This is a genomic window from Acinetobacter sp. YH01011, assembly GCF_013420785.1.
GTDB classification, from domain to species: Bacteria; Pseudomonadota; Gammaproteobacteria; order Pseudomonadales; family Moraxellaceae; genus Acinetobacter; species Acinetobacter towneri.
In genome coordinates, this window is sequence record NZ_VOYG01000005.1 from 64,758 (window position 1) to 81,245 (window position 16,488).

17 protein-coding genes are annotated in these 16,488 nt (G+C 42.3%); 7 read left to right on the forward strand and 10 right to left on the reverse strand.

Going from position 1 to position 16,488, the window contains the following annotated elements:
- Nucleotides 1–56 precede the first annotated feature (56 nt).
- Together FTT78_RS04285 and FTT78_RS04290 are read left to right on the forward strand one after the other, a co-directional pair.
- A complete protein-coding gene (locus FTT78_RS04285; protein WP_004976007.1) occupies nucleotides 57–446 on the forward strand; it encodes a hypothetical protein in 390 nt (129 codons plus the stop codon).
- Between the two features lie 359 nt (nucleotides 447–805).
- Nucleotides 806–1,321 carry a hypothetical protein gene (locus tag FTT78_RS04290; protein WP_154321091.1) on the forward strand — a complete coding sequence of 172 codons (516 nt, stop codon included), beginning with the start codon at nucleotides 806–808 and terminating at the stop codon, nucleotides 1,319–1,321.
- Nucleotides 1,322–1,387: 66 nt separating this feature from the next.
- Here FTT78_RS04290 and FTT78_RS04295 read toward each other — a convergent pair whose 3' ends face one another.
- Together FTT78_RS04295 and FTT78_RS04300 are read right to left on the reverse strand one after the other, a co-directional pair.
- On the reverse strand, nucleotides 1,388–1,588 hold the full coding sequence (locus tag FTT78_RS04295) for a hypothetical protein (protein ID WP_131261079.1): 201 nt from the start codon (nucleotides 1,586–1,588) through the stop codon (nucleotides 1,388–1,390).
- 118 nt (nucleotides 1,589–1,706) lie between these two features.
- Entirely contained in the window at nucleotides 1,707–2,975 is a 1,269-nt protein-coding gene (locus FTT78_RS04300; protein ID WP_180043912.1) for a hypothetical protein, read from the reverse strand.
- A 120-nt stretch (nucleotides 2,976–3,095) separates the two neighbouring features.
- Here FTT78_RS04300 and FTT78_RS04305 point away from each other — a divergent pair, with 120 nt between their 5' ends.
- Nucleotides 3,096–3,872, forward strand: coding sequence for a class I SAM-dependent methyltransferase (locus FTT78_RS04305; RefSeq protein ID WP_179989484.1), 777 nt, complete (start codon nucleotides 3,096–3,098; stop codon nucleotides 3,870–3,872).
- A 14-nt stretch (nucleotides 3,873–3,886) separates the two neighbouring features.
- Nucleotides 3,887–4,441 (forward strand): hypothetical protein, encoded by a 555-nt coding sequence (locus tag FTT78_RS04310; RefSeq protein ID WP_096901318.1) that lies wholly within the window; start codon nucleotides 3,887–3,889, stop codon nucleotides 4,439–4,441.
- Nucleotides 4,442–4,447: 6 nt separating this feature from the next.
- On the opposite strand, the gene FTT78_RS04315 is transcribed toward FTT78_RS04310, so the two are convergent.
- Both FTT78_RS04315 and FTT78_RS04320 read right to left on the reverse strand, forming a co-directional pair.
- Complete coding sequence (locus FTT78_RS04315) at nucleotides 4,448–5,650, reverse strand: TIGR03862 family flavoprotein (protein WP_131261082.1); 1,203 nt, start codon at nucleotides 5,648–5,650, stop codon at nucleotides 4,448–4,450.
- A 6-nt stretch (nucleotides 5,651–5,656) separates the two neighbouring features.
- A complete protein-coding gene (locus FTT78_RS04320; protein ID WP_257221900.1) occupies nucleotides 5,657–6,349 on the reverse strand; it encodes a tRNA (guanine-N(7)-)-methyltransferase in 693 nt (230 codons plus the stop codon).
- An 85-nt stretch (nucleotides 6,350–6,434) separates the two neighbouring features.
- On the opposite strand from FTT78_RS04320, the gene FTT78_RS04325 reads away from it, so the two are divergent.
- Nucleotides 6,435–6,608 (forward strand): DNA gyrase inhibitor YacG, encoded by a 174-nt coding sequence (locus FTT78_RS04325; protein ID WP_154321096.1) that lies wholly within the window; start codon nucleotides 6,435–6,437, stop codon nucleotides 6,606–6,608.
- 435 nt (nucleotides 6,609–7,043) lie between these two features.
- Here FTT78_RS04325 and FTT78_RS04330 read toward each other — a convergent pair whose 3' ends face one another.
- From FTT78_RS04330 to FTT78_RS04350, 5 genes are all read right to left on the reverse strand, one after another.
- On the reverse strand, nucleotides 7,044–7,688 hold the full coding sequence (locus FTT78_RS04330; RefSeq protein WP_131261085.1) for an MBL fold metallo-hydrolase: 645 nt from the start codon (nucleotides 7,686–7,688) through the stop codon (nucleotides 7,044–7,046).
- An 18-nt stretch (nucleotides 7,689–7,706) separates the two neighbouring features.
- Nucleotides 7,707–8,720: a ferrochelatase gene (hemH, locus tag FTT78_RS04335; RefSeq protein WP_180043908.1), complete on the reverse strand. Its 1,014-nt coding sequence runs from the start codon at nucleotides 8,718–8,720 to the stop codon at nucleotides 7,707–7,709.
- A gap of 65 nt (nucleotides 8,721–8,785) precedes the next feature.
- Nucleotides 8,786–9,814, reverse strand: a complete 1,029-nt coding sequence (locus FTT78_RS04340; RefSeq protein ID WP_096901324.1) for a DUF4062 domain-containing protein — start codon at nucleotides 9,812–9,814, stop codon at nucleotides 8,786–8,788.
- Nucleotides 9,815–9,900: 86 nt separating this feature from the next.
- On the reverse strand, nucleotides 9,901–10,776 hold the full coding sequence (gene murI / locus FTT78_RS04345) for a glutamate racemase (protein WP_004975969.1): 876 nt from the start codon (nucleotides 10,774–10,776) through the stop codon (nucleotides 9,901–9,903).
- A gap of 46 nt (nucleotides 10,777–10,822) precedes the next feature.
- Complete coding sequence (locus tag FTT78_RS04350; protein ID WP_004975967.1) at nucleotides 10,823–11,434, reverse strand: DUF1285 domain-containing protein; 612 nt, start codon at nucleotides 11,432–11,434, stop codon at nucleotides 10,823–10,825.
- A gap of 195 nt (nucleotides 11,435–11,629) precedes the next feature.
- Here FTT78_RS04350 and FTT78_RS04355 point away from each other — a divergent pair, with 195 nt between their 5' ends.
- Entirely contained in the window at nucleotides 11,630–13,342 is a 1,713-nt protein-coding gene (locus FTT78_RS04355) for an electron transfer flavoprotein-ubiquinone oxidoreductase (RefSeq protein ID WP_004975965.1), read from the forward strand.
- A gap of 408 nt (nucleotides 13,343–13,750) precedes the next feature.
- Nucleotides 13,751–14,884: a hypothetical protein gene (locus FTT78_RS04360; protein WP_180043906.1), complete on the forward strand. Its 1,134-nt coding sequence runs from the start codon at nucleotides 13,751–13,753 to the stop codon at nucleotides 14,882–14,884.
- A 137-nt stretch (nucleotides 14,885–15,021) separates the two neighbouring features.
- Here FTT78_RS04360 and FTT78_RS04365 read toward each other — a convergent pair whose 3' ends face one another.
- Nucleotides 15,022–16,482 (reverse strand): autotransporter outer membrane beta-barrel domain-containing protein, encoded by a 1,461-nt coding sequence (locus tag FTT78_RS04365; protein WP_131261087.1) that lies wholly within the window; start codon nucleotides 16,480–16,482, stop codon nucleotides 15,022–15,024.
- Nucleotides 16,483–16,488: the final 6 nt, after the last annotated feature.

A 16,488-nucleotide genomic window follows, 5' to 3' on the forward strand; every position in this document is an offset into this window, starting at 1 on the left:
TTTCACTTCAGATTCCCTATACTCAACCTAACAACACTCAACAAGAAAACGAGCTTATGAAACTTAAAACACTCATTTTATCGGGTTTAACTTGCCTTTCTCTTAGTGCGTGTACTTCTGCACCTGTTATTCCGCAGCTTACTGCAGGTGTTTTACAAGAAGTGAAAAATATTGAAGTTTACCCAGACACTGTCAATAACAGCGCCAAACTCACAAAATTTATTGATAAATGCGTGATCGAATTTACAGGCACACTGCAAGCAGGTCGTTCTATTGAACAATGGGCATTTAAAGGCAATGCATTAATTTCAGCTGGTTCTGCAACATTTGCACAAGATGGGACTAGCATAGCAACTCACTTTGACTTGCATGATGCAACTGTGCAAAAGAACTTCATCACCTTACGCAACCATTTTCATAAAGATGCGCTTGCACAATGCAACTAAGCTAAAAACAGCTTTGAATGTATCTTGATGTAGCAAGATTGTTGGACTTTCAATATAAATACAGCATCGCTTGATATTTCAAACTAAGATGATAAAAGCAGTGTAGCCATTGCTGCCCTGCTTTAACAACTCTCCAGAGTAACAAGACCCACAATTTTATGTGGGTCTTCTTCTTTAAGTCTGAAACTCTGCCATAGTTTCAAGCACTTTAAAGTCTCAAACACTGTAAATTTCACCTAAAAACACATCATACTTGCGAAAAATAAACACTGCAGATCATCTAGGCTTTATACAATGCAGTACATTCCATTCAAAACCTTTCAACGACCAGTATTCGGCATCCTAAGAGGCACAGCACAATGAAAAAGATCAATATCAGCATTTGTATTGGACTATTGTTCAGTAGTGCTTCGGTGTGGGCACAAAGTAGTGCTGCACAAACTCAAAGTAATAAACCAATTCAGCCTTATGCAGACAATCCAAACCTCTTACATGTTTGGGCATATAAAACTCAGGAAGGTGTGATTCAGGCAGCACAAAAAGTCGGTGAAGTAACCGAAAAAGGTATTGAAAAAATTCGCCCATCGGCACATCAAGCTTTAGACAACGCCAAACAATTGGGCAGTCAGGGTGCGGCTCAAGCCAAACATACTGGGCAGCAACTTGCCAACAATGTAAATACTAAAATTCAGGAAACCAAAGAAGTGATTACAGGACAAAGTGATCATGCCGTGCCTATCTATCAAGCACCATTAAGCGCGCCTTCGCAGAATATCGCCCCTGCAGCCACCATTGCCGCACCTACTCAAGAAGCACAGACTCAGACTCCACCAAGTACAGATACTGAAGAAGAAATTAAAGTGATTAAGCTATAATTTTTTTGATTTATTGGTTTGCTCAAAATTATAAAAACAACTCAGTGCAAATAAAAAAGCCTGCATTTAATCTGCAGGCTTATTCATGTGATAGCGTATCGATTTTTGAATTTGTCGGAATACATAAGCGCCTAATCCCAACAATACCAACAAACCTAAAGCAAAAAATAGATAAGCCTTCGGCTCAGGCGCATCTGCAAACAAAGTCGCAGATAAAATGAAACTGGACAGCAAAACAAGCACAGCAGGCATCAACAACTTGGTCATACATACTACCCTTGGAATGATCAACAAAACCATGTTTTAAGATCATCTTAGCCCAATGGCAAAACAATACAAGTGTCTAAAATTTAAACCTTCTAAATAATGGATCAAACTTTGCAGCTTACTGTTCCAGTTCTAGGGTAAATTTGGCAGTATCTGGCAAATCTTCCACAAAGTCGTTGCCGCCAAACTCATCACTGCTCAGGTTCAAATCTTTATAGCTCAACACAAAATAGTCGCTATATTTTTTCAATATTAATGGGTGCATGCCTGCAGCAAGTGCATCTTGTTCTTTGCATAGTTTCATGACATGACGATCATTCATACTAATTAAATAGCGTTCATCATTCAGATAAATTTGCACCAAACCACTGCCCTTTGCATAAATCGGAATCAGGAATTTATGGTTTAAGGCAATTGCATGTGCGGCATAGCTCTCAATTTTTTGGCTGATGATGTTAAACACCAAACCATGACCAAAATGGTCGAGCAAGACATTACGATTTTCATACGGTAACTGAATTTGTAAGCCAAGTTTGTTTAAATCGTGCTGATCGACCTGTTTATTGCTAAGCAAGGAGCGAATCAGGTTTTGTTTCAACTTGGCATCAAAAAAGTTACTGTCTAGCTGTAAGTTATTGTATTTTAAAATACGACCTAAAGACCAGCGATGGTTCGGCAAGACATTTTCAATCACTTTACGATAGTAAAACTTGCTGTTTTTTTTCACCTTGCGAATTTTTTGGTAAAAGAACGGCGCATCAAAAGGATGGGTTAAAAAGTCATTCAGTAATTCAGAGTTGGCTAAAATCGCAATTGCATCATGCCCTGTAAATGGCAAATGTAAGGTATGTAAATGCGGAATTAAAGGCTGAATTTTTAAATAATGCCCACGATCTTCAGCATAATATTGGTCATAGACCACAATATATTCACGCTGTGCCGATACATCTTGCGCTTGAATGCGCATATTGGCATTTAAGTCTGCATGATAAAACATGTTATAGCGTGGGTCATGAATATCTTCAGGGTCAATTGAATATTGCGGCACCAAAGCCACAATGCGGTTTAAATCCAGCAAATTGGAATATTTAATTGCCGCATAGCCACCCATTGAGCCGCCATAGCCCACGCGAATTTTAAACAGAGCAATCAGGTCTTGAATGGCTGCCAACATGGCACGCATAGAAGCTTCAGGAAACCATGATTTTTCCTTAGGCATGACCCCAATCACATTAAAATGAAACTTTTCCAGTGATTTTTCGGCATTAATAGACGTTCCTTTGGCCCGTGTAATTAAATCGCCAAAAGAAAAAATCAGCTCCTGAGATGAGCCTTTCATGAAAATAGCGCGGATATGTCCGTCTTCAAAAATTATGTGTTTGTCCATTCCCACACCGGCGCCAAGGCGCTGAATTAAACCGTTACTTTAAACTTGAATACCCTGTACGCAAGTCCAAAAGTGAATATGTTATTTTATAGATGCACAGCAGATTAAAAATCGCAAAATATGACACAATCTCTACATCCTGCCGCACAACAAGGTTTTGCTTTAGGGGCAAACCTATATCAACAAGTTCGTCCCAGTTACCCGCAAGAAGTCGATGTTTTCCTGCAAGATCAGCTCCAAGTTCCACTTAATAGCAATATTGTAGACTTGGGTTCTGGCACAGGAAAGTTCCTGCCACATTTGCTCAAACTGACAACTCAGCTTATAGCGGTAGATCCGATTGCCAGCATGTTAGCCGAATTAGAACAACTTTACCCACAAGTTAAGACAATTCAAGCACGAAGTGAGCAATTACCACTGCACGATCAATGTGCAGATTTGGTGAGCTGTGCGCAATCTTTTCATTGGTTTGCCAATCTGCAAAGTTTAAAGGAAATTCACCGAATCTTAAAACCGCAAGGTCATTTGCTGTTAATTTGGAATCAACGTGATATTTCAGTCAATTGGGTCAATGCACTGGCACAGATGATTTTGCCTTTTGAGGGCGATACACCGCGTTTTCACAATCAGGACTGGCGTCAGGTATTTGCCGATACAGATTTATTCCAACTTACTCACGAGCAGAAATTTCATCACACGCATGTTGGTACAGTTGAACAAGTCGTGTCTAAGCGTTTGCTTTCGACCAGTTTCATTGCTGCAATGCCAACTGAACAGCAACAACAACTCAAAACACAATTTGAACAATTAGTATTAGAATATACGAATAAGCATGTGCAAGATGAAATTGAATTTCCCTATTGTACACATTTGTATGTCTATCAAAAAGTTGAATGAGAGGGAGCAAATAAATGCAAATAACCTTTAAACACGCGATTGCTCCCTTAACAATTTTTTTGGCGTTCTCCCTCAGCGCTTGCGAGCGCAGCAAAGTAGAACATGCAGACAAACTCAGCCCTGAAGATCAAATCATGCAAACTCAGGTCGAGCAAGCCGCGATTCAGCCCTTTGAAATGACTGCGGATGACCCGCATGATATTCAATTGCTGATGGATTATGAACAACGCCATGACCAAATGAGCAATGATTTGGAAGATGAGTTAGAACGCTTGCATGAAAGCCAACAACTCGATGCTGCATTTGCACAAAATCGCCTGCAGGACAACATTCAATCTGCCTTGAGTATGCTCAAAGAACTGGATTTAAAGACACCGCAAGGGCGTTATATTCAAGGCCTAATGAGTCATTATTGGGAACAGCAAGCGCAATATCTAGCAACTCAAAATACAACTTCTGCACCTTATCCTGTCAGTAAAGAACAACGTCAGCAAGGCTTAGCAGACTTGCTACAGGCGCAGCAACAACTAGAACATTGGCGTGGGCAATATCCACAACTTGATGAATAACGTGTTTTACGGACGCTGCTGTAAATACTGATGCACTCCTTCAGCGGCAGCGCGTCCTGTAGCAAAACAGGCTGTCAGCAAATAGCCGCCCGTTGGCGCATCCCAATCCAGCATTTCACCACAGAGAAAAACGTGTGGATTGGAATTTAACTGCAATTGTGCAGATAAAACCTCACGTTTGACTCCGCCCGCACAGCTAATTGCTTCTTCAATAGGACGAAAACCCTTTAAAGGCACCGTTAAATTTTTAATCTGCTGCGCCAATTGCATAGGTTGCTGCCAAAGGGCTTTATCCACCAACTCACGCACGACTGCAGACTTCACGGCATCCAAACCTGCCTTACGCCAAATATTGCTTACAGACTGTTTTTTGGAAGGTTGCAACTTTTGGTAGAGTTGCTCAACGGTTAAATCGGGTAGCAAATCGAGTTGTAACTGCAGCGGTTGTTGAGCGTGCTGCAACTGTCGCAATGCTCGCCCTTGCTTATAAATTAAGCCACTTTCCAAACCATAATGGCTAATCACAATATCGCCCATGCTCGCTTCAGCGCCTTTCACCCATGCTTGCACACGTTTTAAAGGTTGTCCAAAAACTGGCTGCATATAGTTAGACCAGTGACATTCCACCCCTGCATTGCTGGCTTGGAAAGGCTGAATTTCATTGGCAGATAACCAACGCTGCCATGCACCATCACTACCCAATTTCGACCACGACACTGCCCCACATGCCATCACAATGGCGGCAAATTGCTGTTGTTCAATGTGACCTGTACTTAGATTTTGAATACTGAGTTGATTATTATTTAAATCACATACCTGATGCCGATAATGAAACTGCACGCCTGCATCAACCAAGCGTTTTAACCATGCGCGCAGCAAAGGTGCGGCTTTCATTTCTTGTGGGAAAATCCGCCCCGATGAACCTACATAAGACTGAATCCCTAAACTCTGCATCCAGTTTTGAATCCAAGCCGCATCCCATTGTTGAATCCACGGCGCCAACCATTCCGTCTGATCATAACGCTGAACAAATTGTGCAATCGGTTCGGCATGTGAAATATTCAGACCTGTTTTACCCGCCATCAAAAACTTACGTGCCGCGGAAGGTTTTTGCTCATAGACATGCACATCATAGGCATACTGACTCAGCACTTCGGCAGCCATTAGCCCTGCTGGTCCTGCTCCTATAATTGCAATGCGCTGTTTCATGCCTGTTTACTCAGTTGTTGCACTTGAGTCTGCAGAAACTTTCGCCTCAACTGCAGCAGGTGTTAAAGTTGGCTGCTGTCCTTGCAAAGGCTGAAAATCATCAAAACGGGTTGTATAAGCCGCAGGTTTGGTGATCAGCAGTTCCTGACAACGCTCACCACGTGCTAAATATTTGATTTCAAAGTGAGTGCGTGCTGAATCTACTGGAACATCCTGCTGAATAAATGGCAATTTCCACACTTCAATCAGCTGTTGCTGTGCTTCTGCAATATATTCAGGAATATTACTTACTAAAGTAATACTGCCGCCTGCTTTTAAACGCGACAATAGAAACTCAAAAAACGGCATATTCAACCAACGCTGGGTGGCATTATGTGGTTCTGGATTCGGATATAAAATAAAGAATTGCTCGACTTGAGCAGGAAATAAAGCATGCACAATCCATGGAATCGCATCGGCATGAACAATCTGTAAGTTCTGCTGACCTTCAAGCTGATGCTGTTTTTGCATCGCCAAAAATTTTTCACGGGTGCGCTCAATTGCAATCAACTTGTGCTCAGGATGCTGCCCACTAAATAATAAAGCATGCCTGCCTTTTCCCGCACCAATTTCAACACAAATCGATTCATTGGCAATGGCTTGAAAATCACGAGGGGCATGCATACGCTGGGCTTGAAATTGACGAATTGGCATAATCAGATCAAACTTACAAAATTCGGCACAAGTCTACCAAGTCAGGTGCTATTTGCCTAATCCAATCCTGTATTTTTCATAGGAGTTCAGCATGCCACGTACTTTCCCTTGCCCACGTTGTGGCGAAGCTACACAATGGGAAGACAATCCTTTTCGTCCATTTTGTTCCGAGCGTTGCAAGTTAATTGATTTAGGCGCATGGGCAAATGACGAGTATCGCTTACCCACCCAAGATGCTCCGCAAGCAGAAAACTCTGAGGAATAAGCAATAAATTTCCACGCCAAATATTGCCTAAAACTACACACAGTTTCATGGAATTTTTCACATTTTTAGAAAAATTATTCAAAATTTAGTTGTTCTATAATTGCTTTCAGCAGAATTAGCACAGGTTATACTTTGCACTATTCGTGACTCCGTCACTGCACATAACAATAAAGAAAGCAAAAAAATAACCTAGGAACATTTCACCATGGAAATCATGTTAAAAGGAATTGTAATGCTGTGTATTTTACTCTCTACCAGCAGTTTAGGCTTTGGACTGTACGCGCATGATTTACTCATGCTGTGCATAGGCATCTTACTGACAATTTTCACAATGCTGTTTGCAATTGAAAGCAAACAAATGCTGAATAATCCCTTTCGCAAATAAAAAAGTCAGCGACTGCTGACTTTTTCTTAAAGCATAAATACACACTGCTTTTAACCTGCTTGCCCCGCCACAAAAGGGTTGTTCTGTTTTTCAAATCCAATGGTACTGATGGGACCATGCCCCGAAATAAACTGAGTGTCATCGGGCAAACTAAAACACTCGCGCTGAATTGAATCTAATAATTGTTGATGATTCCCACGTGGAAAATCGGTGCGTCCAATCGAGCCTTTAAATAGCACATCGCCTGTCCACAAGACGCCATATTTTGCATTATAAAACATCACATGGCCTGGGGTATGCCCTGGTGCATAACGCACTTCAAAGCTTTCTTGACCCAATTGCAGCACTTCACCACCCTCTAACCACTGTGTAACCGTGACTTGTTCAGGGATAGGAAAACCATAACGTGCAGACACTTCTTGCAGTTGATCTAACCAAAAAGCATCTTCTTTCTGTGGACCAATCACAGGAACATTCCAGTAATGTTGCAACGCACCAACAGCCCCCGCATGGTCTAAATGTCCATGAGTGAGCCACAAAGCTTTCACCGTTAAACCCAACGCTTCAACTTCGGCTTTCAGCTTTTCAGGCTCACCGCCTGCATCAATCAAAATTGCTTCTTTGCTTTCTGCATCCCACACAATCGAGCAGTTTTGCTGAAAAGCGGTGACGGGAACAATTTTGACTTGCAACATGGTGGCGAACCTCAAAAATTAATGGCTTAGGTTAAGCTTTACAGCATCAAGATTAGCTTGAAGTAAATGTTTGAGCAAATCCAAATGATCGGCACGAGTATTCAGTGCAGGAATATAGGCATATTCTTTGCCACCTGCTTGTAAAAACAATTCTGCGTTTTGAATTGCCAATTCTTCTAGCGTTTCCAAACAATCTGCAGAAAAAGCAGGACTCATAATTTGCACCGACTTCACGCCCTGCTGTCCCCATTCTTCAAGTAAGACATCGGTATAGGGTTTGACCCATTCCTGTTTGCCAAAACGTGACTGGAAGCTAATTGCCCATTGTTCATCATTTAAATTTAAAGCATCGGCAACCAATTGTGCAGTGATACGGCAACGCTCGGCATAAGGGTCGCCCTTATCAGCATAGGGTTGTGGAATGCCATGAAATGACATCAATAATTTTTCTGCCACACCATGTTCGGCCTGAAAGTCACGTACACTTTGCGCCAAAGCCTGAATATATAAAGGATGCTGATAATAATCACGAATGATCGACAGCCCAGGTAAATTACGTTGCTTCGGAATCCAGTGGGCAACGGCATCGTACAAAGGCGCAGTGGATGTAGCTGAATACTGCGGGAACAGCGGAAATAAAATCACATGATCAGGTGGGTTTTGACTCAAACCTGCCAATGCTTGCTGAATCCCAGGATTGCCATAGGTCATTACAGGCACAATCTCTAATTCAATATCTGAATACTGTGGTATCAACTGTTGCTTTAAAGCCGCAACCTGTTGCAACAAAATTTCCCGCATGGGTGAATCTTGCTGCCATACCATAGCATAAGCATGTGCAACACGCTTAGGACGAAATGGCAAAATGAATAAGTTCAAAATGATTTGCCAAATCGGTTTGGGAATTTCAATCACGCGCTGATCAGACAAAAACTGCTTTAAAAAACGGCGAACCGCTGCTGCAGTCGGTTCATCAGGCGTACCTAAATTGGCTAAAAGAACGGTTACTTTGGGTTTTGCTGTAGACAACATCCAGCCCTCGTGTCTGATGATTGAGCCCGACTACTTTAACAGTTTTTTCACTCTGTATTGAGAGATTAATACGGTGTTTTAAATGAATAAACCCGATCGGTATCTAGCAAATTGCTCTCTAAAAGTTTTTGCGCTTTTGCCGTGGTTTGCCACAACATCCGCTGACGATCATCACGCCCCGCCTGCACAATCCAGTCATTTTGACGCATTTGCATTTTAATCTGATGCAAGGCCCGAATATTGATTTGGGCACGTGCAACTGCATGCGCACGTGGCATGATCCGACGTGCATCCTCCAAACCAGTTTCATTCAAATATTCATTCATGCGTTTCGAAAAATATTCTTCAGGGGTTGGATGAATAAAAGTATTGCCTAAAATTGCCAACAACTGCGCCCAACTTAAACTTCGCTCAACTTTCAGCTCTCTAAAGTTACCATCCTGATAGGCATGCATGCGATATTCAAAACGATATGATTCATTCATCGACACTTTAGATACGCTTAGAAACGGGTCTGCTTCGCGCTGTCCCACATCGGTTTCCAGCTGACGTAACTTACTTTTTAAACGTTCAATTTCATCATGCAAAGCTTGTGTATTTTGCGGGCGCACCCAACCAGAAGTCGGATAACGCTCTAGCATTTGCGACATATTAAAGCGGACAGCAAGCTCTAAATCACGCAGAGTGCGGTAGCTAAACACCTGATCGACTTCTTGTTGTAATAATTTACGGAACTCTTTGAATTTTTCACGCAATTCAGGTTTTTCATCATGTAAAGATGAATCACGTGAATCTGGGTCTTCGTGCATAAATACAATGATCGGCTTTTGCTTGGTGACTGCATAAATATACTCTAAATGCATATACCCCACGCCCGACACCGATTGCTCACCGTACTGGCTGCCCAATAGAATCACCACATAATCACAATCATCAATTTGACGGCGTGCAAATGCAGTGCTGAGTGGGGTACGTTGTTCTAAACCCCACGAAAAAAAACCCATTCCCACCAATGTTTGTGCCAAGATCACTCGTTCTGGCTGCATATCTGCCCCAGACGTCGAGATAAAGACCTGATAGCGCTTATCGAGCATTGGTTTCCCCTCTCCTATTGCCATTACAAGTCGGTCACCGTCTACTTGTAATGCCTTTCCCCAATCATAAAAAAATTATCTTAAAGTCAGTCCACAGTACTCACATTTGCGATACTCCAAGAAATATTGCCTGGAATAAGATGCTGCAACACGGGCTTTAATTGTTCTGCATTGTTCCCGCTGACATAACACGCAATTTGTAAAGTATCTGCCAAACTTTGTTCAAATAATAACTCATTTTTAATTAAAATGCGGGAAGTTTGACGCGCAACGGCAATTCCTGAGTCAATTAATGTCAGTTTCTGACCAAAAATGGACTCAATCGCAGGTTTTAGGAAAGGATAATGGGTACAACCGAGCACCAAATAGTCCGCGCCCTGATCGACCACAGGTTGCAAACTCTGCTGTAAGGAACTTAAACATGCCTCACTCATTTGCGCCCCTTGCTCAACAAAAGGCACTAAATCTAGATTGGTGACATTCAAGACTTGCACTTGAGCAGGAATCGCAAAACGCTGCATCACATCTTTAATAAGTTGTCCGCGAAAAGTCGCAGGCGTCGCAAGTACAGCCACAGTTTTGCTTTGGCTATTTAATACGGCAGGCTTTAAAGCAGGCACTAAACCAATAATGGGAAAATCTTCGCCGTAATGATCGCGCAGATAATCTAGACTAAAAGCAGAAGCAGTATTACACGCCACGACCGCAACTTTACAACCTTGTCGATATAACCATTCGATTGCAGCTGCAGTGAGTTCTCGAATATTTTGATCATCACGTGGGCCATACGGCACATGTGCAGTATCGGCATAATAAAGGATGCGCTCATTGGGCAAATATTCTGCAATTTCAATGGCAACTGACAAGCCTCCTATGCCCGAATCAAAAATACCAATTGGCGCACTGGCTTGTGCTTTTGGCATGGCTTGATTTAAGGGAGAAACAGGATGAATGGCTGTCATAGCAAGAGATTCAGCAATACAAAATGGGATGAATAAAGCTTAAACCTCAGCTGCTTAAATGCAAGTGCAAATCACCACTTTTCAACGATAAAATCGTTTCGCCCTGCGCATTTTCACTCAGCTCGCCCAATTCCACCAAATGTAAAAAAGCCGCACGCTGAATCAGGGCATTAATACCAAAACGCACATGCACATAAGGACGCAGCTCACCTGCATATTCACGCATAAAAATAGGATGCTCGGCATCAACAATCACAATATCCTGATGTGTAGTGATAAGTTGAATATAATTTTGCTGTCCGATTTCGACCACATCAACCTGATTGATGAACAAAGGCTCATCTTCTACCTGGATTTCAATTTGTTCCACTGGGGTTTTTAAATAAAACTTGCCCTGCTCTTTCCATAACACACTAGAAAACAGATCAACCAATGCCTGACGTTTGATCAATTGACCTTCGTGCCACCATTCTCCATTGGCTTTGACCAGCAAATCCATTGCTCCACAATGCTTTGGATGCCATTGCTCCAAAGGAGGGATTGATCTTTTGTGACCTGACTGTCCAGTTTTTATATATTGTGCAATGTGCATTAAATTTTTATTATCAGCCGTAGCTACATTTTCTGTCGGTTTGATTGAATTATCGTCATGCTTCATGCTGCAGTACCTTACTGACGGAAAAATAATACGATTCAGCCAATTGGCTAAGACTCGGTTTAAAACTATACTAGCTCACAATACTTACCCATACTGTAAAAGACACGATTAAATTTGTGTCTGGCAACTAAAAATACTCATGGCAGCACCGTTGCTTGATGCGGTTGCCACCTTCAATTATATGAGGAGTCCTACATGGAACACATCGAACGTGAATCGATGGAGTTTGACGTAGTCATCGTAGGCGCAGGCCCTGCGGGTCTTTCTGCTGCGATCAAAATTCGTCAACTTGCAATTGAAAACAATTTAAATGATCTGTCCGTTTGTGTGGTCGAAAAAGGCTCTGAAGTTGGTGCGCATATCCTTTCGGGTGCAATTCTTGAGCCTCGCGCCATCAACGAGTTATTTCCTAACTGGAAAGAAGAAGGTGCGCCTTTAAATGTGCCTGTGACTGAAGATAAAACTTTCTTCTTGATGTCACCTGAAAAAGCTCAGCAAGCACCGCATTGGATGGTGCCTAAAACCATGCATAACGATGGTAACTACGTGATCTCGTTAGGCAACGTGGTGCGTTGGTTAGGTCAAAAAGCCGAAGAATTAGAAGTTTCTATTTTCCCTGGCTTTGCGGCATCTGAAATTCTTTACCATGCCGATGGTACGGTTAAAGGCATCCAAACTGGTGACATGGGCATTGGTAAAGATGGCGAGCCAACGCATAACTTCACACCGGGTTATGAACTACATGCCAAATACACCATTTTCGCAGAAGGCTGTCGTGGTCATTTAGGTAAGCGTTTAATCCAGCAATTCAATTTGGATAAAGATGCCGATCCGCAACACTACGGGATTGGTATTAAAGAACTTTGGGAAATTGACCCTGCAAAACACAAACCAGGTTTAGTCATGCACGGTGCAGGCTGGCCATTAAGTGAAACAGGTTCGTCAGGCGGTTGGTGGTTATACCACGCAGAAAACAACCAAGTGACTTTGGGTATGATTGTGGACTTGTCGTATACCAACCCACACATGTATCCATTTATGGAAATGCAGCGCTGGAAAACTCACCCTCTAATTAAACAGTATCTAGAAGGCGGCAAGCGTATTTCTTATGGTGCACGTGCTGTGACCAAAGGTGGCTTTAACTCATTGCCAAAATTCACCTTCCCAGGTGGTTCTTTAATTGGTGATGATGCAGGCTTCTTAAACTTTGCCAAAATCAAAGGCTCTCATACCGCCATGAAGTCTGGCATGCTTTGCGGTGAAGCAGTATTTGAAGCGATTGCTGCAGGTGTCGCAAAAGGCGGTGACTTGGCGATTGCTCGCGTAACTGAAGGCGAAGATTTCTTTGTGAAAGAGCTAACGGCTTACACTGAAAAATTCAACAACAGCTGGCTGAAAGAAGAACTTTATAGCGCACGTAACTTTGGCCCTGCAATGCATAAGTTTGGTCAATGGATGGGTGGTGCGTTTAACTTTATCGACCAGAACGTGTTTAAAGTACCATTTACTTTGCATGATTTAGTGCCTGATTTCAGCGCACTCAAAACTGTAGATGCAACCAGCTTTAAACCGAACTATCCAAAACCAGATGGCAAGCTGACTTTTGACCGTTTATCTTCAGTGTTCGTATCGAATACCGTACATGAAGAAAATCAGCCAGCACACTTAAAGTTGACAGATACCTCTATTCCAGTGAACGTAAACTTACCTAAATGGGATGAGCCTGCACAGCGCTACTGCCCTGCGGGTGTTTATGAAATCATGGAAAATGATGATGGTTCAAAACGCTTCCAGATTAACGCAGCCAACTGTGTTCACTGTAAGACTTGTGACATTAAAGACCCATCACAGAACATCACTTGGGTAACACCTGAAGGTGGCGGTGGTCCGAATTACCCGAATATGTAATTGCGAATCGCAATTGAGAAACCCAAAAGCAGTGCCTCGGCACTGCTTTTTTATACACAGTTTACAAAATTACCAAGGTCTCATAATCCCTTACATTTTTCAGGTATTTCTCTATTCAAAAGCAGGCGATTGAATAACTTTCCTTGTTATGCTGTTTTTGCTTATTTTTTATCTTTTCTATTTTTAGTTTTTTATTTCGTTTTTTTCAGACTTGAACAACCGAAAATGTTGTTTTGTCAGCTTTTATACAATGCTATTCGGCATTTTATGCAGCACTTAGCACGGTAGCAAAATGTTGTAGATGCTGACTAAAACTGACTTGAGTGGAGTATAAAGCAGTACTTTGAGTTTTATCTTGCTCAAGCATTTGGTTGTTCTTCTTATTTTCATTAGAAGAGGAATTCCAACATGCTTAATTTAACAGACACCCTCAACCAACTTAAAAATGTGCAGGCACAACCTGCAGTCAGCTTATTTCTACCCACACATCGTACCTTTCCAGACAATCAGCAAGATGTGATTGCTCTTAAAAACCAACTTAAACAACTCGAAGAACGCCTGTTGGCAGACTATGACAAACGTCTGGTGGCACAAATTTTAGAACAGATTCATCATCAAACCAAAGATTTGAATCCCAACTACCATTTAGACAGTCTGGCTATTTTTGCCACAGCCGACAGTGCACAAGTACTGCGTCTGCCATTCCCTACCCAAGAACGTATTGTGATTGATCAACAATTTTCAGTGCGTGATTTTATTCGTGAGCTATCTTATGCAGTGCAATACTATGTGGTAGTGATCAGTCGTGAAGTTGGACGTCTGATTAAGGCCTCCAATGATCGTGTAATCCATGAGTTATCTGTAGATGACAGCGACTTGAATGAACGACTGCCACATGGTGCATTTCCTGTTCAAAATGATAACTTATATAGCACCAGCGGTGCAGAACGTGCCACAGCCGCCAATGAAGACCGTTTACTCAAAGAGTTTTTAAACCGTGTCGATAAAAATGTGCAAACTGTACGTGCCAGTGAGCCATTGGGCTTGGTCATTGTGGGTGATCGACGCAATATCAGTTTTTATGAATCTATTTGCGACCAACCCAATGCCATTATTTTCAGTGTAGATAACGTCACTCAGCTAGAACAAGGCAGCGCACAACACATTATTGACAGTATTCAGACCGAGCTAAAAAGCCATCAACAACAATTGCATCAGCAACATGCGCAGCAACTGGATGAACTCTATGCCAGTGACCGTGTTGTGACCGATCTGCAGCAAATTTATCAGGCAGTGTTGCAAAATAATGTCGATACTTTATATGTTCAACAAGGCTACATGCAGACAGGTTGGGTCGATACCGACCAGCAACGAATTTATCTAGATCAAGCGCACGCACCTGACAGCGCACAAGCCACAGACGATGTGATCAACCATATTATTGATGCAGCACAGCAACACGCTGCCAATATCGTATTTATTCCTGCCGATTATTTACAGTCCAAAGCACCACTGACTTTAATGAGTCGCTATGCGGTCTAAAACTCAGTCCATTTGACTGTGATCTAAAAAACAGCCATGCAGATTTATCTACATGGCTGTTTCAATCAAGATTCAAACTTCTCATTCATACGCAAATCTACGCTTTTTCATGACTTTCTCATGAATAAAACGATCAATTAGAATCGAGTCGTTACCGCCAACTGTACCCGATGACTGTCGCTATGTGATCGCCCGCTATATTCATAATTCAAATTGAGAAAACTATGTTGTCCAAAGTGAAGTTGTGAACCTAAGGCAGCATGATATTGACCTTGATCGGCATGCCATGCATCAAACTTCAGTTTCTCCGCTGTGCCTACATAATGGGTATCTAAATATGCTTTTTCCTGAATCGGTTGGCTGTAATACAAGCTGCCTTGCAATTGCCATGCTGGATTCAACTGGTAATTGGCTTGCAAACCTGCACCAAAATTCCAGCGCTGCATCACCAAATCATCTAAGCTGTTGACACCATCCTGCTGAGTTTGTTCGGCATGAACATAATGTTGGAACGAAGCGTCTAAATACGGTTGAATCTGCATTTTTTGACTGAGTGGATAGCTATAATCTAGACGCAAACCTGCGGCATACATTTGTCCATCAAACTGTATTTTTTGTGCTTGAGCATGACCACGCTGCGCGTCAACATCCACCTGCATGCCTTTTAACCATGCCGCGACACTTAAATCACGATTAAGCTGCTGTGCTGTCCCCATAGTTAGTGCATAGGCTTTGCTCTGACTGCTATTTTTTGAGCCTGTTTGTACGGCATCATCTAAGTTCAGTTGACTGAAATCGGCCTGCGCTGCCAAGGTCATCCCTGCCAGTTTTGTTGCCACACCAACACCTTGATGATGACTACGGCGCTCACTATTTAAGCCGACATAATCCATATCATAACTTTGGTAATCACCCGAAAACCAAAGCTGTTTGGGTTGTGCGGTTGCCAAACGCTGTGCAAACTGACGTTCTTGCTTGCTGCTTTCTTCTGCGACATTTAAAACGGTATTGGCATAAAAACTTGGATCAAGTTGATGAAACAGTTGATTCAATGCCTGCGTAGAAACTGTACTTTCAGCAGCATTGCTATAACGTATAGTTTGAGCAAAATTGTTAAATAAGCGATTGGCAAAAACTTTTTCAGCATCTTCCAGCGTTTCTAACTGTTGTTTCTGATCAAGACTTGCTAAAACTACATCTAAATTACGGGCAACCTGAGTACGTCCTTCAAGTTCAGCAGCAAGAGCCGCCACCGTTTCAGTCGATTTACGCTTTGCCGTAATCACCACATCGGTATTGATTGTATCTGCCGCACGTACAGGCTCGCCCGTTGCATTCAGTTCAGGACGATAACTAACTTGTGTCAACTCAAATAATGGATTGCTTGAGCGATAAGCATCGAACTCACGCTGTACGCCTTGTTGCGCACGTAATACGGTAGTTTGTGAACCTTGTGCAGTAATAAGTGGCTGATCAAGTGGCACTTCATCAAACAGGTTCAAAGTCCCTGCCAAATTGGCGGTTCCCGTTACCGTCAGCAAATTGCCAAAACGTGCTTTAAAACCCGCATGTTGCTGCTGATCTGCAGCAATCTGCATCGAATA